The sequence below is a fragment of the Cupriavidus sp. FW306-01-F10A genome, assembly GCF_058782785.1.
The window spans coordinates 45,765-69,593 of the sequence record NZ_JBYSYA010000006.1; the positions used below are offsets into that span (position 1 = coordinate 45,765).

The window sequence follows — 23,829 nt, forward strand, 5'->3', positions numbered from 1 at the left end:
CGTTGCAGGCCGGCGCTTCAGTCGGCGGCCATGGCGGGCGCCGGCGCCCGGGTCAGCTTGATCGACGGCACCCGGCGGGCGCACCACACGCCCAGCGCGGCGGCCACCGCAGCCACCACCAGGCCAAGGTGGATGGCAGTGACCAGCGACACGCGCGCCTGTTCCAGCAACAGTGCGCCATTGTGCCCGGCTTGCTCGAGCTGGCCGAGCAACGCGACTTGCGACGCCTTGTCGATCAGCACCTGCGGATCCGCCATGCGCGCCGTCCATTGTCCGGCATTGGCGGCGGACAGCGCATGTTCCACACCGCCGGTATAGCTGCGCGTGACCAGCGTGCCCACGATCGCGGTGCCCACCATGCCGCCTACCATGCGCAGCGATTGCAGCATGGCTGTGGCAATGCCAAGGTGTTCGCGCCCTGCCGTCTGCTGCGCAAACACCGTCAGGTTCGGCATGATAAAGCCGAGCCCGAACCCGCCGATCAGCATGATCGTCAGCAAGACGCCGTGCGGCATGCTGCGCGTCGCCTGCGACAGGCCCAGGCAGGACACCGCCAGCATGCCAAAGCCGGCATAGAGCATGGTATTCGGGCGACGGATGCGCGTAACGATGCGCCCGTTGAGAATGCTGCCAGCGGTGATGCAGACCACCAGCGGCGTGATCAGGATGCCCGCCTCCTTCGGCGAATAGCCAAAGCCGCCCTGGAACAGGAGCGGCGCATAGAGCAGCAGCGCGAACATGGTGAAGCCCGTGAACACCGCCAGCCGGAACAACGGCGCCAGCCCCGGGTTGCGGAACATCTCCACCGGCAGGATCGGGTTGGCACAACGCTGCTCCCACTGCCACAGCGCCACCAGTGCCACCGCCGCCAGCACCAGCAAGCCGCCCGTATAGGCATCGAAGCCGCGTGCCGGCAGCAGTTCAACGCTCAGCTGCACGCACCCCAGCCCGGCTGCGATCAGCAAGGCACCGAGCCAGTCCACGCGGATCGGCCCGCTGTGCGCCTGCTGGCGCAGGTGCGGCAGGTAGCGCCACGCAAACCACAGCCCCAGCACGCCAATCGGCAGGTTGACATAGAACACCGCGCGCCAGCCGTACCACTCCGTCAGCAGCCCGCCCAGCGACGGCCCCACCGCATTGGCAATGCCGAATGCCGCGCTCATCATCACCTGCCAGCGCAGCCGCACATGCGTATCCGGAAACAGGTCGGCAATGCAGGCAAAGGCGGTGCCGACCAGCATGCCGCCGCCAATCCCCTGCAGCGCGCGCGCCAGCACCAGGAACGGCATGCTCGGCGCCATGCCGCACAGCGCCGAGGCCACCGAGAAGACCACGATCGATGCCAGCACGAACGGCTTGCGCCCGTAATAGTCCCCCAGCCGCCCGAACACCGGCACGGTAATCACCGATGTCAGCAGGTAGGCCGTGGCTACCCAGGCGTAGTACTCGAAGCCTTGCAGCTCGGCCACCACGGTCGGCAGCGCCGTGCCGACCACGGTCTGGTCCAGCGCCACCAGCATCACCACAAAGGCCACGCCCAGCATGGCCAGCAGGGACTCGCGAAACGGCAGCACCTGGCCGTTGGCCTCAGACTTATCTGGCTGTGGGGTCATTTTATTGCTCGATCAATCGTTGCATTATCAAGCATTATAGGGGCAGATCGGTCAGCCGCGTCATGGCCTTGTGATCGCGAGAAATAAAGTCGGTCGTATGGAAATTTCGGCCCCATCGCCAACCCGGCGCTGGGCGGCTGGCTAACCGACGGCTACGCGTGGTCGTGGATCTTCTACATCAACGTGCCGGTCGGCCCGGTCGCCGCCGCCGTTACCTGGGCGATCTACCGCGACCGCGAAACGCCGACTCGCAAGCTGTCGATCGCGGCTGCGCACTGAGCGATAAGACGACGCACGGCCCGCAGACATGACAGGATGCCTGACTAAGTGGTCGGAGGTGGGAAAGCGATAACCTTGAGTGGTCAGAGGACAATACCGTGCCCGGCCGTTGGCGCGGGGATATCGCACTTCTCGCCAAGCATGTCCATGAGTTCGTGTTCGATCTTCCGGCAGATCTGTGCCATGGGCACATCATTGGCGTTTCCTTCGAACGGGTTCTCCGTGCTTTCGCCCACTTGCTCCAGCGCGAGGTACATCCAGGAGATCATCGTGCCAAATGGAATGACCAGCCAGATCATGTTGCCATGCATGACGCCTGAAACGCTGGCATTGAGCTTTTCGAACTCTGTAAGAATGCCCAAAGGCAGTAGCAGACAAAACGTACGGACAAAGAGCTTGTTGACGACCGCATATTGCCTGGGATACGGATAGTCCTTGATACGCTCCGCCCGTCCTTGCTGCGCGAAGAAGCCTCTGATCGATCCTACCAACTCCAGATAGAAGGTATTGCCGATCTCGCCAGCGTCAAGGAACCGCCTGATCGTCGCTGACTGCGTTCCCAGCAACCGGCTTGTCTTGCTCTCGACGTGCGCAAGCGAGTCGAGTTCGGCCTGTGGCAGATAACGCGCAAGCGCCTCGTCCAATGGAGTCTCCCACTCTGGAACCCGGTAGTACTTCCGGTACTCCACGTTGGATGCCTTGCCCGCGCTTTCCCAGATCCTTGGGGTTCTCAGTTGATAGCGGAGCGCCGTCAGCCATGCGCAATGCCGGAGAACCAGATCCCGCCCGGCCGCCTGCCCTGCCAGAAAGTCCCGGCTCATCACACCCAGACACCGGCTGCCGTTCAAGATCTCAGTCCAGATCTGCTGTGCCTCCAGGGCCCTGCTGTAGGTCTGCACGTTCCGGAAGCCCACGATGAATGATGTGGCGGTGCCCAGCAGCACCACAACCGAGACCGGGATTGACAGCCATTTCAGCCCGAAGAACTGATAAAGGACTACGGGCAGCGAACCGCATGCTAGCGAGGCATAAAGTTGCCGTCTCGACCAGAACGTGAACTCGGATATTGTGTACGATTTTCCCAGGTGCATGGTGCGCATCTCGCGGCGGGGCGGCAGGTCGCGGGTCCGAGGGCCGAACTGCCGGCAGGCAGCACGGCCAACCGCCCTCACCACCGACCAGATCGCTGGCCCGGGACCTGATTTTGTGATGGTGATATTGCCAAGAAACCGACGTAGTATCAATTTCCGTCCCACAACCCTTCACGCCACCCTGGAAAACAGCGGCACGGCAAGAGCATGCGGTAGCGCCGCTCTTGCCGGCCGGACAGTGCGCACCGGCATTGCCGGTGCCAAATTGGACGACGACTACTTCACCGGCGTCAGGATCGGCGCGCCCTTGTTCTTGATCAGGAACACGACAAACTTTGCTGGCTGCGTCTTGCTGGCATTGCGTCCGACGGTGTGGATATCGTTGGGACCTTCGTGGAAGGTATCGCCCGCTTTGAGCGTTACCTCTTTTCCGCCCTTGAGGCCCATGACGATGCTGCCCTCGAGCACGTAGACGAAGGCGTGGGCGTCATGGCGATGCACGGGATCGGCACTGCCCGGCGGATACTCCACGATGATCATCTCGGCTTCCTTCCCCGGATATTCGGGCAACGCTTCCTTGACCAGGGGCGTGACACTCGCCTCCGGCGCGGCGGCGGCCGGCTTTGCAACCGTCAGGCACGACAACACAAGTGCTGCCGCAACGGAAGTGACCGTCTTCATGGCATCACTCCAGGTTGGCCTTGTCGAGCCCGAACGCCTTGTCCGACGAACCAGGCACCATGCGGAATGCCACGTTCAGGCGGTTCCAGGTATTGATCGCCCCCACGAGGAAGGTGAGGTCAGACAGTTCCTTCTCGCTGTACTGGGTGCGCACGCGCTCATAGATATCGTCGGGCACGCCTTCGGCGGGAAGCCTGGTCAGCACCTCGGTCCAGGCCAGCGCCGCGCGTTCGCGCGGCGAGAACAGCGTCGACTCGCGCCAGATCGCCACATGATGCAGGCGCAATTCGCGCTCGCCGTGGATCTTCGCCATCTTGATATGCATGTCGACGCAGAACGCGCAGCCATTGAGCTGCGATGCGCGAATCTCGACAAGCTCGCGAATGGGCTGTTCGATCGTGGTCTTCTGGAACAGCGCGCCGAACTCCATGAGCTTCTTGGAAAGTTCCGGGGATTGCTGGAAGTAATTCGTACGTTGGGTCATGTTTGCTCCTGGTGATCTGCTCAATGTGGGACTGACGAACCGGTGCTGCTTACGTGGGCATGCGCCCTGCGGACTATCGTTGCTGCGATTGACGCAGCCATTCCTCTAAGCCGATGCGCCCGAGGCGCGCCTCGCCCAACGGCACCAGCGAATGTTCCTCGACCCGGCCGCCGAAGTAGCGGGCCTCGGGGTCGCGCACGACTTCACGCGGGTCGCCCACCGCCTTGAGATAGCGGGCGACGATCTCGTTGAACGGGGCTCGTTCCGGGCCGGCGATCTCGACGATGCCGTTTCGCGGTGGTGCGAGCGCTACATCGGCAGCGAGTCCGGCGACGTCGTCCGCAGCAATCGGCTGGAACAGCCCAGGCGAAAGGCGGACGACATTTCCTTGCGCACTGGAATCGGCGATGCCGCCGATGAATTCCATGAACTGGGTCGAGCGGATGATGGTGTAGGGGATGCCCGAGGCCTCTATCAGTTTTTCTTGCGCGACCTTGGCGCGGAAATAGCCGTTTTCGGGCGTCCGGTCGGTGCCGACGATGGACAGCGCGACATGGTGCTGAACGCCCGCTGCGGTCTCCGCCGCGTGAAGGTTGCGGCCGGAAGTCTCGAAGAATGCCAGTACCGCCTTGTCTTCAAACGATGGGGAATTGGCAAGGTCGATCACCACCTGGGCGCCGGTCAGGGCCTCCTGGAGCCCCTCGCCAGTGATGCTGTTGACACCGCTCCTGGGCGAGGCGGCCATGACCTCGTGGCCGCCCTGGCGCAGAATGGCGACGGTCTTCGAGCCGATCAGGCCAGTCCCGCCAATGATGACAATCTTCATGATGCTTCTCCGTGCTGAGGAAGGTGGAACGATTCCATGTTAGGGAGCGCGGCATCCCCGCGCCAGATCGACTCGGAGCGCCGGCTCGTGGAATAGTCACGGCGCGGGCAGCAATCGAGCAGCAGCAGGTTGAGGAGCTTCATTGCAGCTCCATGCAGAAGTGGAGGCCCTTGGCGAGCAGGCCGGAACGGAAATAGAAGCGCTGGGCCAGCGCGTTCGCGAGTGCGGTATCCAGGACAAGTCGCTGGCAGCCTTCTGTGCGTCCAAGCTCGCAAAGCGCTTGCAGCAGACGCTCGCCGTGACCCTGCCCCCGGCCCTCGGCATCGGTAATCAGGTCGTCGACGTACAGAAAGCGCCCGTGGATCAGGTTTTCAAGACGCCGATATCCGGCCAGCGCAACAGGTTTGCCGTCGTCCCAGAGCGCGAGCAGCCGGTACCCTTGTCCACTTTGCACCATGACGGTGTCGAGAAAGTCTTCCGGCATTTGCAGCTTGGGGCGCAGTTGCCGCATGACAGGGAAGCAGGCGCGGATCTGGGCCTCCGTTTCCGCATGTCCGAGCGTCAGGTTCTTGGTCATGGTGCCGATGCGTGCTGGTTTGTGCAGCCTTCAATGTAGTTGAGCGATGACACAGTCAACAGGCACATGTTTATCGATTTCAACTAGGCCATCGACCATCGACATATGACGGTATGACCTAAGAGTGGTTTGTCATGCGATCGACCAGGCAGCGAATGATGGGCGTGGCCGACACGACAACCGGCAGCATGGTCAGCCAGGAAACGCTCCAGGACCTTAGCCAGTGCTGAAAGAACAGGCCTTCTTCTGCAAATGGAAGGCTTGCGATGGCAGCAGCGATGGAGCAGGTCAATCCGGCCTGGATAACACCATAGGCGAAATAGCTGTAGCGCGAAGGAATCTTAGGCATGTGAGTCGCCTCTATGCATTCTTTGAACTAGACAGTCATGCACCCTGCCATTGCCGCGCCAGGGGCTGGCGCCCTGGCGCACGACAGGCGCTACGCGGCTGCTCCAACCTTTCCTGCCAACCGCTGCACGGTTTCGTTGGTATCCCACAGCGCGTTTGCGATGAAGCGGAAGTTGACCAGTGCCGCGTGATATCCGTCCCCTTCGGGTAGCTTCGGCCCTGCAACGGCGTCGCGCACGACAGCAACTTCGAAACCTTGCTCCAGCAGATCCCGCAGATGGGATTCGACGCACAGATTGGCGGCCATGCCAGCAAGGATCACCTGGTCGACGCGCTGCTTGCGCAATTGCAGGACAAGGTCGTTGGCCTGCGGGCCGTACAGCTTGTGCGTGGAGCAGATGATGGTCTTGCCATCCTCGATATACGGCTTGAGTTCCGGCATGAAGTCCGCGCCCGAGTCACGGAATCCGTCCAGGTTCAGCGCGCCCGGACGGTCGAACATGCCGATGGCATGCTGGAACATTTCGGCGGGGCCTTGCACTTTCCATGTGTGGTCATGGGGAAAGTAATAGTGGGGAGAGATGGCGACCGTGATGCCCGCCTGTTTTGCGGCCTCGAACAGACGGACTAGGTTGGCCACGAGGTTCTGCTCCGTCACGCTTTCTCCGACCACGCCCCAGCTGCGGCCTTCGGGGCTCATGAAGTCGATCTGCGGGTCAATCACGACGAGCGCGGTGCGTGGCAGGTCCAGCGTAATGCCGGACTTCGGCAGAGCCGGATCAACGGGATCTGCATAGAGGGTGTGGTGGTTGCACATGGGAAGTACCTCTTATGGTGAGCCGATCTGCCGGCGCCTTCGTGGGGTCCGGCAGATGCGGCGTCGTTTCAACTACGGATGAATGCCAACAGGTCGGCGTTGAATCTATCTTTGTGGGTGTCGGTGAGCCCATGCGGCGCACCGGGGTAGACGATCAGCTTCGCGTTCCTGACGAGCTTTGCCGATGCGCGTCCAGCGGCGTCGATCGGCACGATCTGATCGTCGTCGCCGTGGATGATCAGGGTCGGCACATCGATCTTCCTGAGATCCTCGGTGAAATCGGTCTCGGAGAATGCCTTGATCGAGTCGTACGTACTCTTGTGTCCACCCTGCATGCCCTGCGCCCACCATGCGTCGATCAACCCCTGCGACGGCTTTGCACCGGGTCGGTTGAAGCCATAGAACGGCCCCGCCGGCACGTCCTTGTAGAACTGGGACCGATTGGCAAGTTGTGCGGCACGCAGGCCGTCGAATACTTCGATTGGCAGTCCGCGCGGATTGGCGGCGGTCTTCACCATCAAAGGCGGCACGGCTGAAACCAGCACCACCTTTGAAACGCGTCGCGTACCGTGCCGGCCGATGTATCGGGCCACCTCGCCACCACCCGTGGAGAAGCCCACCAGGATAGCGTCCCGCAGGTCGAGCGTCTCGAACACCGTGGCCAGATCGTCGGCATAGGTGTTCATCTCATTGCCATTCCATGGCTGACTTGAACGGCCGTGGCCACGACGGTCATGTGCAACGGCACGGTGCCCTTCCGAAGCAACAAGGATCATCTGGGATTCCCAACTGTCCGAGCTCAGTGGCCAGCCATGACTGAATACAACGGGGCGACCGGCGCCCCAGTCCTTGAAATAGAGCTGGGTGCCGTCCTTTGCCGTGATGTAGCTGCCTGAAGCCTTGCCGCTTGCCTTTGCGGTGTTCGCCTTTTCTGCCGACGGTGCTGCCGCCGCAGGTCCGGGCAAGCCGGAAGCCACCAGCGCGCCGGCTGCGGCCGCGCTGCCCAACAGCAGGTTACGTCGCGATAGGCCTTGGTCGAGGCTGCGATCTGAAGACATGGTGAGACTCCTTTATTGGCGCGTGCGCGCGTTGCCTTGAATAGGTCTGAGCGTCAGGTGCCTGGTCATGGTGCCGATGCGTGCTGGTTTGAGCAGGCTTCAATGTAGTTGGGCGATGACACAGTCAATAGACACATGTTTATCGTTTTCAACTAGGCCATGCCCTGAATATATATGACCAGTCGTCTATTTAAAATCGCAAAAAAATCTCAGTACAACAAGCGCTTGAGGGTGACTTGCAGAAATCGTCGGCAGGCGTCGCCATTGCGCTCGACCTTGCTGCGCAGGACCGCCCCTTCCCAGGCTTCGATAATGATGGACGCGAGCTGCGCGGAATCAACGTCCGCTGGCAGTTCCTGGCGCAGCCTGGCCTCATCAAGGCAGGCTGTGATGATACCTTCCCAGCGCGCCAGAATGCGCTCCAGAGCCGTTCGGACTTCACCGCTGGTATTGGACAATTCGAGAGAAAGGTTGCCCACCAGGCACCCGAGCCTGAAATCTTGTGCCGCGTGGTCCGCCACCAGCAACTCGAACAACTTTTCGATCCTGGCCAACGGCGTGATGCGCGCGTCATACATCACTTTGCCATGGCGTTGCTCAATGGCATCCCAATAGGCTTCGAGCACTTCGGCGGCAAAGGCTTCCTTGCTGTCGAAATAGCTGTAGAAGGAACCCTTGGGAACATCGGCGGCAGCGACGATGTCCTGCACGCCGGACCCGTTGAAACCGGCGCTGTGAATCACACGACCACCGTCGATAAGCAGCCGGCTACGGATTTCGGGGTTGGGGGGTCTTGGCACGTCGCAATAGTTAGTGAGCAGATGGGAAGGACAATAGACGACTGGTTGACTATTTGTCAAGCGCCCGATGGCGATCGTCTATGCTTTCAGCGCGCGCATCAGCTCGGCAACCAGGCGATCGGCTTCAGTCTGAGTGCGCAGATTGGTAAACCCCATCATCAAGCCACGCCGCCCTGGCGCACCGTACCGCCAGGCGGTCAGCGAATGGACGGCGAATCCTGCCTTGCGCGCACGACGGGCCATCGCCAGATCGTCAAGATCGTCCCTGACGTCGATCAGAAGGTGCATGCCGCCATCCTGCAGGCAAACAGTGAAGCCGTCCGTCTTGTATGGCGCCAGCGCCTCGGCCAGCATTGCGCGTCGTCGCGCGTAAAGCGTGCGCATGCGTTTGATATGCCGGGCGAAGTGCCCCTGCGCAATAAACTCCGCCACCACGGCTTGCAAGAGTTCGGGGCAGCCGCCATGCACCGTGCGCCTGCAGGCCAGATCCATGGTCGGCACCAGACTTTGTGGCACGACCACGTAAGCGAGCCGTAGCCCCGGGTACAGCACCTTGCTAAGCGTGCCGCAATAGATCACCCGGTCGCATGTGTCCAGGCTCTTCAAGGCCGGCAACGGGTGGCCGCGGTAACGAAACTCGCCGTCGTAGTCGTCCTCGATGATCCATGCGCCCCGCTCACCGGCCCAGTCGAGCAGTTCGACGCGACGTTGCAGTGTCAGTGCCACGCCAGTCGGGCTCTGGTGCGATGGCGTCACTACGGCCAGGCGCGCCTCTGGAAAATGCTGACGCCCAAATTCGACGTCGAGGCCATGATCATCCACTGGCACATTCCGGACCTGCAGGTTCAGGCGCCTGAGTGACTGGGCAGTCGGAGGGTAGCTGGGATCCTCAACCCAGGCGCTTTCGCCCGCCAGCCTGAGCGCATCCGCAATCAGCGCAAGGCTGGCCGTATAAGCCGGCACGACGAACACCTGGTGCGGCTGGGCGTCGATGCCCCGTGAGCGCTGCAGGTAAGCGGCCAGCGCTTCTCGCAGCGGGCCAAATCCGGCTGACGCCGGCCTGGTCAGCGAGCCGGCGCTGCGTATTTGCCGCGCCATCAACCTCGTCCATAGTTTTCGCGGGAACTCATCCAGCGCGGGAAGCCCCAGTTGCAACGGCGCGGGGATTCCACCATCCGTTTCGAGTGAAACCTCGGCAAGTTCCTGGTCCGGTGGCGTGCGGCTGGATCCAGCCGCGGCGGCCACGCGGTGGGGGCGCGATGGCGCAATTTGCTCGGAAACGAACGTTCCCGCAGGGCCTCTGGCGATGAGGTAACCTTCACCCAGGAGCCGCTCATAGGCGACCTGAACGGTCCCGCGCGCCACGCCGAGCTCGCCTGCAAACGCACGCAAGGATGGCACCCGCTGCCCGGGTTTCAGTTGCCCTTGCTGGATCGAGGCACGAATCCGAGCGTAGATCTGCTCATGCAGCGGCGCTGCGTTGGATGGGTCCTGAGCCGGTGACTTCGTCATAGCCTGGCAGACGTATCCGGACAGTGCCGCAACGCCGATGCATGGGAACGCGAATCATTGCCGGCGATGGCAACGGATCGGATGTGGGTGTGATCTTGACCTCCGATCATACCCCAGGGCGCGCATCCGCCGGGACCCGGCCCGTGACGGCCTGAGAAAGCAAATGGGCGGAGATTCAGAGTCTCCGCCCATGCCCCTGAAGGCATGGGCGATGATGCGCTGCGCGTGATGTGCATCGATGAGGCCGCCTTCCGCGAAATCCTGAGCCGTCTCGTGAAGTGTCTTCAGCAGTTTGCTAGCCATGGTTCGCCACCTCGATCAGTTTGCCCTGCGCAAAAAAACGCCTGCTGGGCAAGCAGGCGGCAGGGAAGTTTCTCGCGACGGGACGCACCCGGGAGAATGCGGAGCGATCGGGAAGACGCTCCACGGATGCAGTATCGCGCCCGGCGCGTGACCGCTCCATCAGGCATGCCTTAAATCGGCCGTGTAGTTGGCACCCTGCGTGCCGCCTTGCGACTCCAGCCCGTCTGCCAGCTGTTCCAGTTCAGCATGGAAAACCTGCCAGTCCGGACCAATGGCAACCAGCCCCGAGTGCCGGACCGCCTGCTCCAGCCAGCGGCACGCCTGGCTCTGCAGCGCATGGCCCATTACCGACAGCGCCCCGGCCAAGCCGTGCAACCGTTGGGCAAACGCTTCGGCGTCGCCCGCCAGCAGCGCCTCGGCCAGTGCGCGCTGGTCGCGCCGCAGCGCGTCGGCATGCAGCAGTGTGTCGCCGCCTGCATGCTGGCCCGGCGTTGCCCGCGCGGCCATATGGGCGCCGGACAGGTCTTCCAGCAGTAAGCGCAGCGTGCCCAGCCCCACTGGCTTGGTCAGGCATCGGTCGATGCCGGCCTGCTGGCATCGCTCGGCCACATCGGGCCCCACGCTGGCGGTGACGGCAACGATCGGCGTGGCCAGGCCGGCATCGCGCAGGCGCCGCGCCAGCGTGAAGCCGTCCATGCCAGGCATCTGCAGATCGGTCACGACCAGGTCGTAGTGCCGGCCCGATGCCATCAACAGGGCCTCGGGCCCGTCACTGGCCAGATCGACCTTATGCCCCAGGTTTTCAAGCTGCTCCCGCATCACCACCTGGTTGATCGGATGGTCTTCCACCAGCAGCAGCGCCAGCTGCGCGGCAGGCGCATGCTCGCGCGCCGACAGCGGCGCCTGCGTTTCCGTCACCTCCACGCCTGCCGCTGCCGCGATCGCCGCGAGCAAGCCGCGCCATGCATAGGGCGATGCCACCACCGGCGTCTGCGTCAGGTCCGGCACTGCCGGCGCCATGGCCGACACCACCACATCGGCGTCATTGCAGCGCGGCATGGCCTGCTCGTCGCACACCAGGACATCGACCGGCGTGGCCGGCGGCGCGGCGGGGTCATACTTGACCGCCCGTGCGCCATAGAACTGCAGCAACTGCTCCACGCCCTGGTAGAGCTCGCGCAAGGTGACATTGAGGCCGACCGTCAGTCCACGCAGCGCGGTCCGCGGCCAGGCGTCGGCCGACGCCGCGGCACCGGCGCTGGCCAGCGGCAGGCTGACGGTAAAGCAGCTGCCCAGGCCGGGCTCGCTGACCACCCGTATCTCGCCAGACATCAGTTCGACCAGCCGGCGGCAGATCGACAAACCAAGGCCAGTGCCGCCGTAGTGGCGCGTGTCCGGCTGCTCGGCCTGGACGAAAGGCTCGAACAGCCGGATCTGGTCTCGCCCGGCGATGCCGATGCCTGTGTCGATGACGCGGATTTCCACGCTGCCGCCCGCCTTGCGCATGGCCGTGACGATCACCTTGCCTTGCTCGGTGAATTTCACCGCATTGCTGATCAGGTTGGTCAGGATCTGTTCGAGCTTGACCACGTCAGCCATCACCGGCTCTACCAGCGAAGGATCATTGATGCAGAGCAGGCGCAGCTGCTTGCGCGCCGCTTCCGCGGCAAAGCGCCGGGTCACCTCCTCGACGACTTCCTCGACGCGGCACGGTCGCAGCTGCAATGACATCTGCCCGGCCTCGATCTTGCTGAAGTCCAGCACGTCATTGATGATGTAGATCAGCGACTGCGACGCGTGCTGCATCACCGCCAGCTGATCACGCTGGCGCAAATCGAGCCGGGTCATGCCGAGCAGCTCGATGCTGCCCAGCATGCCATTGAGCGGCGTGCGGATTTCGTGGCTCATGGTGGCCAGGAACGACGATTTGGCATGGTTGGCGGTATCCGCCGCGCGGATCGCCTCGCGCAAGCGCGCTTCGCTGCGCCGCGCCTCGGTGACGTCGTTGAGTGCGTACAGCACGGCGGCACGACCTTCGTAGGTAATTTCTACCAGCCGCACCTCCAGGGACCGCATCTCGCCGTTGCGTCCGGCCATGTCCACCTCGAAACGGGGCAGTACCTGCGGCGGGCCTTCAGCATTGGCATGGCCGCCGCTCAGGCGCGCGTCGCAGGCATCTTGCAGCTGCGTCAGCCCGGCGGCAGTGGCCTGCTCGATGATGGCCTTGGCGGCGGTATTGGCCAGCAGCACTTGCCGCGTGCTGCGCTCGACGATCATCAGGCCCACCCCGGCCACTTCAATCACGAAGCGCCCGAGCGCATCGCTTTCCTGCAGGCGCAAGGACTGGCGCTGCGCCGGGCGCATGATGCGGCGGTCGATCAGCCAGATCCACGCCAGGATCAGCATCGACAGCGAGCCGCTCAGGCCCAGCATCCACAAGGCGTTCCTCCGGAACTGGTGCCATACATGGCCCAGTTCGACCACGCCGACCGTGCGCCAGCCCCACGCGTCAAGCTGGTATTCCAGCACGACGACATGATCCAGCAGCCCTTGCCATACCAGCGCCGATCGCACCCTGCCCGGGTGCGCGCCCTGCGCTGCCAGCGATGCCGCGACCGGCTGGCCGAGGGCGCCGGCCGGCATGCCGTCCGCGCTCAGCACCATGCCGCCATCGGTCACCAGCATGAAATCGCCATCGATGGTCTGCCCGTCCGGCAGCATCGGCGACAGCGGGAACTCCATGGCCAGGATCGCGGCCGGCTCGCCGCCGGCTTGCACCAGGGTGGCGAAGGTCACGGTGCGCATGCCGCTGACCCAGTCCTGCGCCGGCGGCAGCACCACCGCCTGGCCCGGGTGGGCGCGCAGGCGTGCGACCAGCGCGTCATTGCGCAGGCGCGCGAGCGTCTCGCGCAGGAAGGTCCGGGGCACGCCATCGCGCTGCATGAGCGCGCGTGCCGGGTCCAGCCGGCGCGGGATGACATAGAGCTGGTCGGCCTGCAGGTCTACCAGGTAGGCGTTCTGCACCTCGCGGTATTGCTGGTTGTTGACGCGGAAAGTGAACGTCATCATGTCGGCCAGGCTTTTCAGCCTGGCGGCCGGCGCCCTGGCGGGGGCAGGCGGGACCAGCAGCGGGCTGTACTGGCGGTCGCCCCGGCGCCGCAGGCGGTCGGTCCATTGCTCATCGCTGACGGCAGCCAGTTCATCGGCCAGGCCGATATCGGAAAGCCGCGTCAGCGATCCCTGCGCGCGCACCGTCAGCGCCTCGGCCCAATGCAGCTTTGCCTGCAATTGCTCGGACTGCGACTGCAGCACCATCTCCTGACGCTCGACCGCCTCGTGCAGGCGATAGCGCAGCAGCACCCCCCAGGACAGTACGGTCAGTCCCAGCACGCAGGCCGAGAACAGGTAGACCAGATAACGGATCTGGCGAATGCTCAACGGCAACGCGGAGCTGCTGTCGATCGACATCAGCCGTTTCATTGAATACCTCGTCTTAACATCGAGACTGTCCGCAGCGTCCGGCCAGTGCATGGGTCGTAGTGCACGCTGCGGCAAGCGGCGTGCCGGGCCTCACAACATGCCGCGCCGGATGGCAAAGGCGGCAAGCTCCACGTCGTTCTCGGCGCCGATCTTGCGCATGACGCTCTGCTTTTGCGTACTGATCGTCTTGACGGTCCGGCCGGTGCGCAAGGCGATCCCGGTAACGGACATGCCCGACAGGTAGAGGCGCAGCACTTCGCTTTCACGCCTGGTCAGCAACTCCGCCCAATCGCCGTCCGGCGGACCGCTGCAGGACCTGCCCCAGATCAGCGTGCAAGCGATTTCCGATACGGAAGCCAGCCCCAGGTATGCCATCCAGACCGCCTTCATGATCTCGTCGACGCCGTCCCTGGCGGTCACGACATTGCGGCAGCCGTCCTTGAGCAACTGCAGTACGGTGGCGCGGTCGGCGACGTTGGCGATCGCGACCACGCGCTGCCCGCCCAGTTCGGCGAGCCGCGTGCCAATTCGCGCATAGCCGGAAGGCTCGCGGTCTTCGGTGTCCCACAGCGGGTAACGCAGTGTCACGACATCACACGAGCCTTGCCGCAGCGCTTGCACCAGGCTCGGTTCGTCGCCCACCACGCCGGCCAGTTCGATGCAGGCGCTGGCCGCGAGCCGCCGGCCCAGCAAGCGACGCATGACAGGTTGCGAGTCCGCGATGATCACCCGGATTTTTTCCATGGCGCCTTAGGCTCCAGCGTTGTCATTCCTGCGTTCAGGATGAACCATGCGCCTGGCTTTCGAAATCAGCCAAGCCTGAAAAAAGCGGGGATATTTCCGAGGGGAGGAATAGCGCACTCGCCGTCGCACGGCAGGAGCCGGCCGGCATCGGCACAGTCAGGAGTGCTGTTCAGCGGAGGGAGGGGAAATGCGACGCGGCCCGGGGACCGGCCCGCAAGGGAGGGGACGATGCCAGGATCAGGGGCCGCCCAGCAGGCCGTTTGTCCTGGCGTACTCGTAGAGTTCGTAGTCGTTGGTCAGGCCCAGCTTCTTCATGGCGATGCTCTTCTGCGCGCTGATGGTCTTGCTGCTGCGGTTGGCCTGGCGTGCAATCTCGATGACCGGGACACCAGCTGCACACTGCCGTATCACTTCCAGTTCGCGGCGCGTCAGGACCGGCCGCTGCGACGGCTCATCCAGGCCACCCGAGGCCAGGATCGCACGCACCGATGCCGGCTGGTAGCTCAGCCCGCTGAACGCGGCACGTACCGCCGGCACCAGCTCCTGGACCGGATCGGTCTTGTTCAGGATCACGGAAATGCCGACCTTCTGGATATTGCGAATCAGCGCCGGATTATCCAGCATGGTCATCACCACGATCCGGGTGGTGGGATAACGGCGGCGCAGCATCTGCAGCATCGGCAGGCCGTCGCCAAACTGGCCGCCCGGCATGGAGTAATCGGTCACGATAACGTCGCAATCCGTGCTTTCAAGCAACTCCACCAATTGGGTGGAATTTGCGGCACTTCCGACGATTTGCGTGCCCACTTCGTTCGCCAGCACCCGGCTCATCCCGTCAAGCACGACGGGGTGGTCGTCTGCGATGATTACCTTGATCATTTAGGATCCCCCTTGTTTTAATCGGCTCTGCGGCCGCCTACCGGTGCGCCGCCGAACCGTGCCGGCATTCAATGCCGGTCATTTTCGCTGATCTGAATATTAGGAGTCTTCCGAAAAACCCAAATTAAGGCATTCCTTAAATAGTATCCGGCCAATCGCGTCGGGCCGCATGCTGGCTGCCCTCATGGTTTTCAGGATCGTCGAAGTATGCGGCAAGATACAACGCCAGGTTGTCGACATGGGCTTGCACGGCTGCCAGCGCCTGGGCGGCATCCAGCTCCAGTTCCCGGCACAGTTCGACGATCTCCTCGCCATCTTCGGCATGCGCCATGGCCCCCCTCATACGATGGGCATGATGGCGGATTGCCTTCAGTTCCCCGCTGGCTGCCGCGGCGGATAGTTGCTTGAAATCCTCGCGCATGGTGCGCTCCAGCAACGCCATGCTGGCAACGTTATCCTCCACGCGGGCGGAGCCAGCCGTGCCCGCGGCCCCTTGTGCCAGGCCAGGCACATGCGCCGGCAGCACGTCGCGCAGACACTCGGCCAGGTCGCCCAGCAGGATCGGCTTGGACAGGTAGCGATTCATGCCGGCCTCCAGGCAGCGCTCGGCCTCACCCTGCGCGATGCTCGCGGTAAGCCCGACGATGGGCAGCGTTGCCCCCTGCGCGCGCAGCCTGCGGCTCAGTTCGTAGCCGTCCATGCCGGGCATGTGGACATCCGTCAGCATCAGGTCAAACTTGTGCTGGCGCAACACGGCAAGCCCTTCTTCGCCACTGGCCGCAAGCGTCGGCCGGCAGCCAAGGCGCTCAAGCTGCTGCTGCATCAGCAGCCGGTTGTAGGGATGGTCGTCGACCACCAGTATCTCCAGCCCAAGCTGCGGCGTGGGGTCGACAGGCGCAGCCAGCGGCGGCGCACTGACCGGCGTCATGCCGGCCGCCTTGCAAAACGCCCGCAGGATGCCCGCCTGATGATAGGCATTGACCAGCCAGCTGCCGGCGATCAGCTGTGGTTCCGCCGGGCCATCGGCGCGCAAAAAGACCAAGCCGGCATAGCCTTCGGGAATGGCCTCGATGTGGCGGGTGGCAACAAGCAACACCATCCCCGGTTCCGGCGCCGGCCCACGGCAAGCGACCGCCCTGCAGCCCATGGCGCGCAGATTGTCGATGGCATGGTTGCGAATCTCGTCATTTTCCGACAGTACGGCCACCGGCGGCAACACCGGCTCCACCTGTTCGCGCGGCCCGGCTTCCGGCAACCTCAGCAATACTCGGAAGACGCTGCCCTTGCCCGGTTCGCTCTGCACGGAAATACTGCCGCCCATCAGGGCGGCCAGGCGTCTGCAGATCGACAAGCCCAGGCCCGTCCCGCCAAAGCGCCTTGCGGTCGAAGCATCTGCCTGCACGAAAGGCTCAAACAGCCGCGCCTGGACCTCTGGCGCAATGCCTGGCCCGGTATCCGCCACCTCAAGCCGGATGCCGATCCTGCCGTCCGCATCGGGCGCTTCGCTCTGGGGCGCGCGCTGCAGGCGCACGATGACATGGCCCTCTGCCGTGAATTTCAGCGCGTTGGCGAGCAGGTTGCCGATAATCTGGCGCACCCGCACCGGATCCCCGATCAGGCAAGGCAAGCCGGGCTGTGGATAGAACGGCAGCGCAATGCCTTTTTGCAGCGCGATCGGCGCCTGCGCGCGAACCGTCGATTCCAGCAGGTCGACCGGATCGAACGGCACGGCGTCCAGTTCGATCTGGCCGGCTTCCGCGCGGGAGTAGTCAAGCAGGTCATCCAGTATCTGCAGCAAGACTTGCGACGAGGACTGGATGGTCGACAGCATCTCGCGCTGGCTGTGTGCCAGCTTTGTCAGGGACAGCAGCTCCAGCGTGCCCAGCATCCCGTACAGCGGCGTCCGGATTTCGTGACTCATGGCGGCCAGGAACTGCGATTTGGCGGCGCTTGCCTCATCCGCCAGCTGGCGTGCGCGCGAGAGCGCGCGGTGCGCTTCGCGTTCGTCGGTGACATCATGGATCGCACACAGCAGTACGTCTTCACCCTCGAAGCGGGTGTGGCGGCCGACAACCAGCAAGTCGCGTGCCCCCCCGTGGTCGGATGGCACCTGCAGCTCCAGCCGCGCGGGCTGGTCACCCCGCCGCGCCAGCATCTCGTCCAGCCATGGCCGGCCCGCCGTGCGCGTGTCGAGCGGCAGCCATTGCGCGGCCAGCGCGTTCTCGACCCGTACATGCGCATCGGCTGTGCGCACCACCCGCAGGCCGACCGGCGCGGCCTGCATCACGGTACGGTTGAAGCGTTCGCTATCCTCGATCCGTTCAGCGTTTTGCTGCATCGGCACCAACACCCGGCGCCGCAGCGTGCCGGCACCGGTCAGCACCGCGAGCACACCAAAGCCGTAGAGCAGAAGCGCAGCCGCCAGCGCCGGGCCATGATCCGCCAGCGCCTGAGACAGCGGATAAGCGTAGGCCGCGCGCCAGCCACGGTCGCGTGCCATGAGGCCAATCATCAGGCTGCCCTGCTCGAACCAGTAGGCGACGTTTTGCCGGCTGCTGCCCAACTCACGCGCCACCCGCTCACCCAGAGCTTGCGGGCGCAGCCAGCCGGCGTCGCTGCCCTGGTACAGCAGTCGCCCTTGCTCATCGAAGAACATTGCCCGCCTGCCTGACGCGGGGTGCGTGGCATCCGGGATGCTGACGTCGTCCATCAGCGCGCGTGCAGGAATGGCCGTCGCGCCATACGCCACGAGATTTCCGCTGGCGTCGCGGACTGGCAGGAAGCAGCTCAGGATCGGGCCCCGCTCGATGGTGCCCTGGTATGGCCCGGTCCACAGCGGTGAGGCGACCGGCGTCTCAGGTTGCGCTTCGCGCGACCGGTTCGCCAGCGCTTTGGCCCAGTTGCTGACAACATCAGCGACCAGCGGCCCGCTCAACGCCAGCGCACCCGGAAGCGCCGGTGTCACGAATGCCTGGCTCCCGTCAGCAGACAGGAAAACCGAGCGCATCCCCTGCGGCGCCTTACCCCAGTATGCGCGCTCGAAGATGGCGAATCGAACGATGTGCGAAATCGTGTCGGGACGCCCCGCCGCTGGCGCGGGCGCGCCCGTCAGCATGGTGGCCTGATTGGTCAGGCCAGGCACTTCGACGGTACGGGCACTGCCTGGAGGCACGCCCGTCAGCATGGCTTCGAGCTGGCCAGCCAGGCGGTCGCTGCGCGCCAGCCGATACTCCGGCCCGGAGATTTCTGCCATGCGCCGGATGAAATACTCGTGCGTAGACTTTACCTCCAGAACCGCGCCGAAATGCAGGCGGCTGGCCGACGCCTGTTCCCAGAGGATGCGCTCAAACAGGCTATGGAGGAACAGGGCAAGGAAGCTGCTGATCACGACGATCAGCAGGGCAACGACAACGGTGAGCAGGCGTCCGTGCACCTGCGTGTTCGCGCGAGACAGCCAGTTGACCATTGGCGACCCTCCTTCTCGGCAACCTGCCTGAGGCCGGTCCGGGCACCGGGCATCAGCAAGTGCCCACGATGGATATGGCAATGCCTCCGGATTATGCATCAACATTGCGGATCGTCGGGGCCGCCATGCCCAGGATGCAGGTGGCCGGCGTGCGCCGGGGAGGCAGAGCCGAAGCTGGCCAGGGGGCATATGCCCCGGCATAAGCGGGGCATGTCAAATCAGGACATGGCGAGTGACGCTGGTGCTGCCTGGCGGCAGCACCAGGCTTCTTGCCGCGCGTGCTTGCGCACGGCAAAAGATCGGACGGAGTCTTTCCGGGCGCCCCGCTTCACAGACCGGTCATGGTGGACGTCATCGCCGCTGTCCCCGCCATTTGATGCGAAGCTGTCATGCCCGGGAGTCAATACGTCATTGGGAGCAATGTCGGTACGCAGCCGGCGGTCGGACAAGATTGTTTCAGGCTCGATCAACGGCACCCCGCGTCCACGATCTGGTAAGTCGTGCCCGCTTCGCTGCCAGCCTTCGGCAAGACATAGTCCAAAGTGCAGCGCTGTGCAGCGCCCTTGCCCCAGCTCACCATCAACTGGCCGGAATCTGCCTTGAGACCGCGCGCAATGACACGACCACCCTGAGCGACGGTACCAATGCTCTGCCCTTGCGCGCCCGTCACCTCCGCGCCAAACGGCAGCGGCTTCCCATCCGGCCCATTGGCACGCAGAATCGCCGCCCGCCCTGGGTTGTCCGTCTCGAACTTCATCTTCACGATCGCACCCGCGGTCGGCGCCACGTTCTGCTGCGTGGTCTTCAGCTCCACGCTCATCGGCAGCCCTTTCGGGTCGATCTCGATCTGGTTGGTGGCGAACGGCGTCAGGGTCGGCACCAAGGCGTGGCCCCAGGGGTCCACGCGCAGGCCGCTGCCGTTGGCCAGGCGCGCGCCCGCGGCATCCTTGGCCTCGATGATGGCCATGGTGTCGCCCATCGTCGGGGTGAACGCCACGCCGCCCGCATAGGCCACGATGCCGCCGCTGATGCCCAGGCCTGCCTGCGAGAAGTTGCGGCCCGTGCTGGCGCTGGCCGTCATGGTAGCCATCGGCGACACATAGCCGACGTTGGCGCCGACAGAAGCAGCATCCCTGGTGTTGCGGCCACCGGTGTAGCCGGCGTTCACGCCATAGGTGAAGGCGTTGTCCTGGCCCAGGGTGCCCGTCACTGTTTCCTGCAGCGACGTGCCGCCCGTGGAATCGTGGCTCAGGCTGGTCATCGAGTACGGCGCGTGCTGGCCCTTGCCCAGCGGGATACCCACGTTGAGCATCACCCGGGTGTCCCACTTGCCTGAGCCGACGTTGAACTGGCGCGACGCTGAGACGCCATAGTTGATGCGCTTGTAGCTGTTGTTATAGCCCGCCTGGAACTGGGTATCGGAACCGCCGCGGTTCCAGTAGTTCTGGGTGGAACCGGACAGGTAGAACGAACCATAGCCTTGCGGCAGCATCTGGTTGATGGTCATCTGCAGGCGTCCGCGCTGGATGCCGCCCAGGAACATGCCAGGGCTCAGGCCGCGCTGGTCCAGGTCGCGCAGCGCCATGGCATCGGTCATGCTCAGGTAGCCGCTGCTGGAATAGCGGTAGGCGGCCACCGTCAGGTTCGTATTGGTCGGTGCCACCCGCTTGCTGTACGACAGCCGCATGCTCTGGCCGCTCCGGTTGGGTGCATTCTGCAGGTTGGTCCAGGCCTGGGTCACGTCGGCGCCGAAGGCACCGAAGTCCGTGTTCAGCGCCCCGCCGCCCATCACCGCGGTGTAGTCCTGCGCCGCGATGACGCCGCCGTAGCCGGTCACCATATTGCTGATGCCGTGCTGCACGGTTGCCTGCATCAGCATCGGCTTGCTCTGGATCGACGTATTGCGGTACTGGCCGACGGTCACGCTGTAGCGCGTGACGCCCGGGCGCAGCGCATTGACGGCTGCGGCGTAGGGCACGCGCGAGGTATGCACGCTGCCATCGGCCTCGGTGACCACCACCTCGAGATCGCCGCCGTAGCCGGTCGGATACAGGTCATTGATCTCGAATGCGCCGGGGGCCACCGTGGTTTCGTAGATGATGTTGCCGCCCTGGCGGATCTGCACGCGGGCGTTGCTGTTGGCAATGCCATGGACCACCGGCGCATAGCCGCGCTGAGATTCCGGGTACATCCGGTCGTCGCTGGCAATCTGCACGCCACGGAAGCCGAAACTGTCGAACATGGTGCCATCGGTGAAGGCATCACCGATGATCAGCTGGCTCCTGATCGGCGCAATCGAGCGCTGCAGGCTGGTCTGCACGCTCTGGTAGCGCGTGCCCTCGACGTCGCCGTGCGTCAGGTTGCCCAGATGGCGGAAGCGCCAGCCACCGAAGTTGAGTCCGGCGTTCACCCCGACATAGCCCTGCGTGGTCGATATCCCGCTCGAATCGGAGTGGTAGACGTTGGCGTTGTACTGCAGGCGCGCCGCGGTCACGCCTTCGTCCCAGTACTTGGGATCGACATAGCCGCGCGCCGAGCGCGACATGGCAATCTGCGGCACCGAGACGTCCAGGCGCTGCTCGCCGTTGTCGAAGCTGGCCGTGGCATCGGGGATCAGGTCGGGCAGCGATACGCAGCCCGTGTCCAGCCGCGCCGACGTCTCCGGTGCCAACCTGGTCAGGTCCACCCCCACGCGCTGGATCGCGGCACGGTCAAAGCACGGCTGCACATTGCGGCTGTCTTCGCCCACCTGGCGCATCGTCACTTCGGCACGGCCCAGCCAGACTTCGTTGACGTACAGCTCTGCGCGATAGTTGCCCGGCAAGGCCACGTTGCCCTTGTTGAAGCGGCTCACGTCGATGCGGGCACCGCCGGGCTGCTGCAGAAAGGTGTCGTTGAATTCCACTTCCGCCACCAGCGTCGGCGCGCCGGTGGGCGCCGCCCACGCGCCTACGCCAGCGAACAAGGACAACACCACCGCACTGGCCGGACGCAGCCGGGACGGGAAGGAAGAGGTCTTCTGGGTTTTCATGGGTTTATGCCGGAGTTCTGGCCATGCGCGGGCAAGACTTGCCCCTGCCGCTTGTTGCGGCATCGTCAATCGGAGACATCAGCTTGGAAATACGCCGGGCGCGGCCCGGCGTGTGGTCAGCGCGAAGCGGCCTGGGCGGCGCTGCTGCCCAGTGCGGCTTCGCCGCTTACGGCGCCGCCGTAGTCATTGATGGCGTTGTAGCGAACCTTGGCCTCGGTGCCTTGCGCAACATCGCCGGTCAGCGGGAACGTCCTGGTTTCGCCCGGGCCGATCATGCCGCCTTCTTCAAACTTCGCGGTCTTGCCGCCGCCAGCCAATTCGAGCTTGGCGAAAGAAACGTGATACTTGCTGGGGTTGCTCGCTTCAAGCGCCGGCTTGCCGCCTGCCTGGGTAACGCGCCAGCGGATGCTGCCAGGGGCGTCGTCGGCGTTGCCCTTCAGGCCCGCGGGGCGGAAGAACAGCTTGATGCGCGAGCGGAAAGCCAGCTGCAGCTTGTTGACATCAGCTTCTTCGGCGGTGGGCTTTGGCGGGATCTCCAGCACATTGAGCCAGAACACGGATTCGCGGTCCTGCGGCAGTGGCTCGCCGGTGTAGAGGATGCGCAGCGTCTGGCCCTTCTTCGGGTCGATGCGCGAAACCGGCGGCGTCACGGTGAACGGGACTTCGATGGATGATGGGGCAGCCCTCGGGTCGCCCTTGTCGATCCACGCCTGCGTCAACGCCGGCGACTGGCCTTCATTGGTCAGCTTGATCGTGGTCTCGGTGTCTTTTGCGTTGTAGATGACCCGCGTCCCCGCTATGACCACGGAAGCTTGCGCGTGCAGCGCGCTCATGAGCCCCAGCGCGATCACGCCGGCGGAAATCAGGGACTTGATGGACGTTTTCATGATGGTTGCGGCGGACTTGACCGGGTGAAGCGGCACACACTTCCATGTTCCGAAGGCGCGGAGCGCGCCGGTAACACGCTCCGCGCCCCGTGGTGCCAGGGCTTACTGGTAAGCGATCGAGTACATCACGGTCGAGTTGGCGGCACCGGCCGTTGCTGCGCCAGTTGCGTAGTACTGTGCGTAGTACGGCAGCGTGGCCGAGCCGCTGTTGATGGCGACGACGCCGGAATTCTGCGACGCATCGGTAAAGCCGGCCTTGATCGGGCTGTTATTGGTGCCGCCGTTCAGCAGGCGGATCTGCACGTTGGTGGCGCCGCCGGCGGCCACGATCAGGTTGCCGGTGGTGGTGTCGGTGGTCGGGCCTGCCTCGAAGAAGGTATGCACATTGCCTGTGTCTGGCGTGCAGTTGGTCAGGGCGATATAGAACGGCGTCTGGCCAGCGGTGTCACCAGCCTGGGCCAGGGTGGAGGCCGAAACGGTCGGCAGTGTCACGGTAAAGTTCTTGCTGCCCGTGCCGTTGCCGTTGATCGTGCAGGTCTGTGCGGTGATCTGGCCGTTGAAGGTGATCTGGCCGTCGGCAGCGTGTGCAAACTGCGCGCCCATGGCGGTACCGGCGATGATCAGAGCAGCGAGGAGCTTGGTATGGGTCATGTTGGGGTGATTCAAATATGTTGATAGGTAGATGGCTTTCGGATCCAACGGATCCCGCCCTGCCCCGTGCCGCCATTGAACCGCCAGATTTGCGCTGCAGTTGCCGGTTGCCCCGGGGACAGCTGAACTATATGTATGGCACTTAATGCCACCAATCAGGCAAGCCTTAGATCGTGCTCGGAATTTTTTCCCTTGCTGCGAAGAGGCGTCGCCGTGGTTCTTATGCGTCATGGCGCATATGTCCGGCTTGCCGGCGCAGGGCAAATGTGCCTGCGAAAAGCTTGGACGGTGAAGGGACAGGC

Annotated in this window: 19 protein-coding genes and 1 pseudogene; 1 reads left to right on the plus strand and 19 read right to left on the minus strand. The window is 64.1% G+C overall.

Features of this window, described 5'->3' with window-relative positions:
• Positions 1-17 precede the first annotated feature (17 nt).
• Entirely contained in the window at positions 18-1,613 is a 1,596-nt protein-coding gene (locus tag AC3WLF_RS10850; protein WP_492317284.1) for an MDR family MFS transporter, read from the minus strand.
• Between the two features lie 108 nt (positions 1,614-1,721).
• Here AC3WLF_RS10850 and AC3WLF_RS10855 point away from each other — a divergent pair.
• Positions 1,722-1,877: pseudogene (locus AC3WLF_RS10855) on the plus strand (DHA2 family efflux MFS transporter permease subunit); the annotation flags it as partial.
• Positions 1,878-1,975: 98 nt separating this feature from the next.
• On the opposite strand, the gene AC3WLF_RS10860 reads toward AC3WLF_RS10855, so the two are convergent.
• From AC3WLF_RS10860 to AC3WLF_RS10945, 18 genes are all read right to left on the minus strand, one after another.
• Positions 1,976-2,983, minus strand: coding sequence for a bestrophin family protein (locus AC3WLF_RS10860; RefSeq protein WP_492358198.1), 1,008 nt, complete (start codon positions 2,981-2,983; stop codon positions 1,976-1,978).
• Between the two features lie 276 nt (positions 2,984-3,259).
• Entirely contained in the window at positions 3,260-3,664 is a 405-nt protein-coding gene (locus AC3WLF_RS10865; RefSeq protein WP_035824145.1) for a cupin domain-containing protein, read from the minus strand.
• Between the two features lie 4 nt (positions 3,665-3,668).
• On the minus strand, positions 3,669-4,148 hold the full coding sequence (locus AC3WLF_RS10870; protein WP_035824143.1) for a carboxymuconolactone decarboxylase family protein: 480 nt from the start codon (positions 4,146-4,148) through the stop codon (positions 3,669-3,671).
• A gap of 73 nt (positions 4,149-4,221) precedes the next feature.
• The gene (locus AC3WLF_RS10875; RefSeq protein ID WP_492317283.1) at positions 4,222-4,974 is read right to left on the minus strand and encodes an SDR family oxidoreductase; all 753 of its coding nucleotides are present in this window, start codon (positions 4,972-4,974) and stop codon (positions 4,222-4,224) included.
• Complete coding sequence (locus tag AC3WLF_RS10880; RefSeq protein WP_161786873.1) at positions 4,971-5,117, minus strand: hypothetical protein; 147 nt, start codon at positions 5,115-5,117, stop codon at positions 4,971-4,973. Before AC3WLF_RS10880 ends, AC3WLF_RS10875 begins: the two co-directional genes overlap by 4 nt.
• Positions 5,114-5,551, minus strand: a complete 438-nt coding sequence (locus AC3WLF_RS10885; RefSeq protein ID WP_492317282.1) for a GNAT family N-acetyltransferase — start codon at positions 5,549-5,551, stop codon at positions 5,114-5,116. The genes AC3WLF_RS10880 and AC3WLF_RS10885 overlap by 4 nt, the downstream gene beginning before the upstream one ends.
• A gap of 118 nt (positions 5,552-5,669) precedes the next feature.
• Positions 5,670-5,900: a DUF2798 domain-containing protein gene (locus tag AC3WLF_RS10890; RefSeq protein WP_035824137.1), complete on the minus strand. Its 231-nt coding sequence runs from the start codon at positions 5,898-5,900 to the stop codon at positions 5,670-5,672.
• A 90-nt stretch (positions 5,901-5,990) separates the two neighbouring features.
• The gene (locus tag AC3WLF_RS10895; RefSeq protein ID WP_492317281.1) at positions 5,991-6,716 is read right to left on the minus strand and encodes a cysteine hydrolase family protein; all 726 of its coding nucleotides are present in this window, start codon (positions 6,714-6,716) and stop codon (positions 5,991-5,993) included.
• 68 nt (positions 6,717-6,784) lie between these two features.
• A complete protein-coding gene (locus AC3WLF_RS10900; RefSeq protein ID WP_035824135.1) occupies positions 6,785-7,774 on the minus strand; it encodes an alpha/beta fold hydrolase in 990 nt (329 codons plus the stop codon).
• 209 nt (positions 7,775-7,983) lie between these two features.
• A complete protein-coding gene (locus AC3WLF_RS10905; RefSeq protein WP_492356045.1) occupies positions 7,984-8,574 on the minus strand; it encodes a TetR/AcrR family transcriptional regulator in 591 nt (196 codons plus the stop codon).
• Between the two features lie 78 nt (positions 8,575-8,652).
• On the minus strand, positions 8,653-10,086 hold the full coding sequence (gene pdxR / locus AC3WLF_RS10910; RefSeq protein WP_492317279.1) for a MocR-like pyridoxine biosynthesis transcription factor PdxR: 1,434 nt from the start codon (positions 10,084-10,086) through the stop codon (positions 8,653-8,655).
• 462 nt (positions 10,087-10,548) lie between these two features.
• Complete coding sequence (locus AC3WLF_RS10915) at positions 10,549-13,869, minus strand: hybrid sensor histidine kinase/response regulator (protein WP_492358199.1); 3,321 nt, start codon at positions 13,867-13,869, stop codon at positions 10,549-10,551.
• Positions 13,870-13,959: 90 nt separating this feature from the next.
• The gene (locus AC3WLF_RS10920) at positions 13,960-14,613 is read right to left on the minus strand and encodes a helix-turn-helix transcriptional regulator (protein WP_492340407.1); all 654 of its coding nucleotides are present in this window, start codon (positions 14,611-14,613) and stop codon (positions 13,960-13,962) included.
• A gap of 237 nt (positions 14,614-14,850) precedes the next feature.
• Complete coding sequence (locus AC3WLF_RS10925) at positions 14,851-15,492, minus strand: response regulator (protein WP_492317276.1); 642 nt, start codon at positions 15,490-15,492, stop codon at positions 14,851-14,853.
• A gap of 136 nt (positions 15,493-15,628) precedes the next feature.
• Positions 15,629-18,958: a hybrid sensor histidine kinase/response regulator gene (locus AC3WLF_RS10930; protein WP_492358200.1), complete on the minus strand. Its 3,330-nt coding sequence runs from the start codon at positions 18,956-18,958 to the stop codon at positions 15,629-15,631.
• 466 nt (positions 18,959-19,424) lie between these two features.
• Entirely contained in the window at positions 19,425-21,989 is a 2,565-nt protein-coding gene (locus AC3WLF_RS10935) for a fimbria/pilus outer membrane usher protein (protein WP_492317274.1), read from the minus strand.
• Positions 21,990-22,105: 116 nt separating this feature from the next.
• Entirely contained in the window at positions 22,106-22,876 is a 771-nt protein-coding gene (locus AC3WLF_RS10940) for a fimbrial chaperone (RefSeq protein ID WP_492317273.1), read from the minus strand.
• 102 nt (positions 22,877-22,978) lie between these two features.
• Positions 22,979-23,527, minus strand: a complete 549-nt coding sequence (locus AC3WLF_RS10945) for a fimbrial protein (protein WP_492317272.1) — start codon at positions 23,525-23,527, stop codon at positions 22,979-22,981.
• Between the last annotated feature and the right edge of the window lie 302 nt (positions 23,528-23,829).

Coding starts and splice junctions, on each gene's coding strand:
- pdxR (WP_492317279.1), bottom strand. CDS start 10,086: ATGACGAAGTCACCGGCTCAGGACCCATCCAACGCAGCGCCGCTGCAT.
- AC3WLF_RS10860 (WP_492358198.1), bottom strand. CDS start 2,983: ATGCACCTGGGAAAATCGTACACAATATCCGAGTTCACGTTCTGGTCG.
- AC3WLF_RS10865 (WP_035824145.1), bottom strand. CDS start 3,664: ATGAAGACGGTCACTTCCGTTGCGGCAGCACTTGTGTTGTCGTGCCTG.
- AC3WLF_RS10895 (WP_492317281.1), bottom strand. CDS start 6,716: ATGTGCAACCACCACACCCTCTATGCAGATCCCGTTGATCCGGCTCTG.
- AC3WLF_RS10880 (WP_161786873.1), bottom strand. CDS start 5,117: ATGAAGCTCCTCAACCTGCTGCTGCTCGATTGCTGCCCGCGCCGTGAC.
- AC3WLF_RS10925 (WP_492317276.1), bottom strand. CDS start 15,492: ATGATCAAGGTAATCATCGCAGACGACCACCCCGTCGTGCTTGACGGG.
- AC3WLF_RS10940 (WP_492317273.1), bottom strand. CDS start 22,876: ATGAAAACGTCCATCAAGTCCCTGATTTCCGCCGGCGTGATCGCGCTG.
- AC3WLF_RS10915 (WP_492358199.1), bottom strand. CDS start 13,869: ATGAAACGGCTGATGTCGATCGACAGCAGCTCCGCGTTGCCGTTGAGC.
- AC3WLF_RS10930 (WP_492358200.1), bottom strand. CDS start 18,958: ATGGTCAACTGGCTGTCTCGCGCGAACACGCAGGTGCACGGACGCCTG.
- AC3WLF_RS10945 (WP_492317272.1), bottom strand. CDS start 23,527: ATGACCCATACCAAGCTCCTCGCTGCTCTGATCATCGCCGGTACCGCC.
- AC3WLF_RS10890 (WP_035824137.1), bottom strand. CDS start 5,900: ATGCCTAAGATTCCTTCGCGCTACAGCTATTTCGCCTATGGTGTTATC.
- AC3WLF_RS10920 (WP_492340407.1), bottom strand. CDS start 14,613: ATGGAAAAAATCCGGGTGATCATCGCGGACTCGCAACCTGTCATGCGT.
- AC3WLF_RS10900 (WP_035824135.1), bottom strand. CDS start 7,774: ATGTCTTCAGATCGCAGCCTCGACCAAGGCCTATCGCGACGTAACCTG.
- AC3WLF_RS10935 (WP_492317274.1), bottom strand. CDS start 21,989: ATGAAAACCCAGAAGACCTCTTCCTTCCCGTCCCGGCTGCGTCCGGCC.
- AC3WLF_RS10870 (WP_035824143.1), bottom strand. CDS start 4,148: ATGACCCAACGTACGAATTACTTCCAGCAATCCCCGGAACTTTCCAAG.
- AC3WLF_RS10875 (WP_492317283.1), bottom strand. CDS start 4,974: ATGAAGATTGTCATCATTGGCGGGACTGGCCTGATCGGCTCGAAGACC.
- AC3WLF_RS10885 (WP_492317282.1), bottom strand. CDS start 5,551: ATGACCAAGAACCTGACGCTCGGACATGCGGAAACGGAGGCCCAGATC.
- AC3WLF_RS10850 (WP_492317284.1), bottom strand. CDS start 1,613: ATGACCCCACAGCCAGATAAGTCTGAGGCCAACGGCCAGGTGCTGCCG.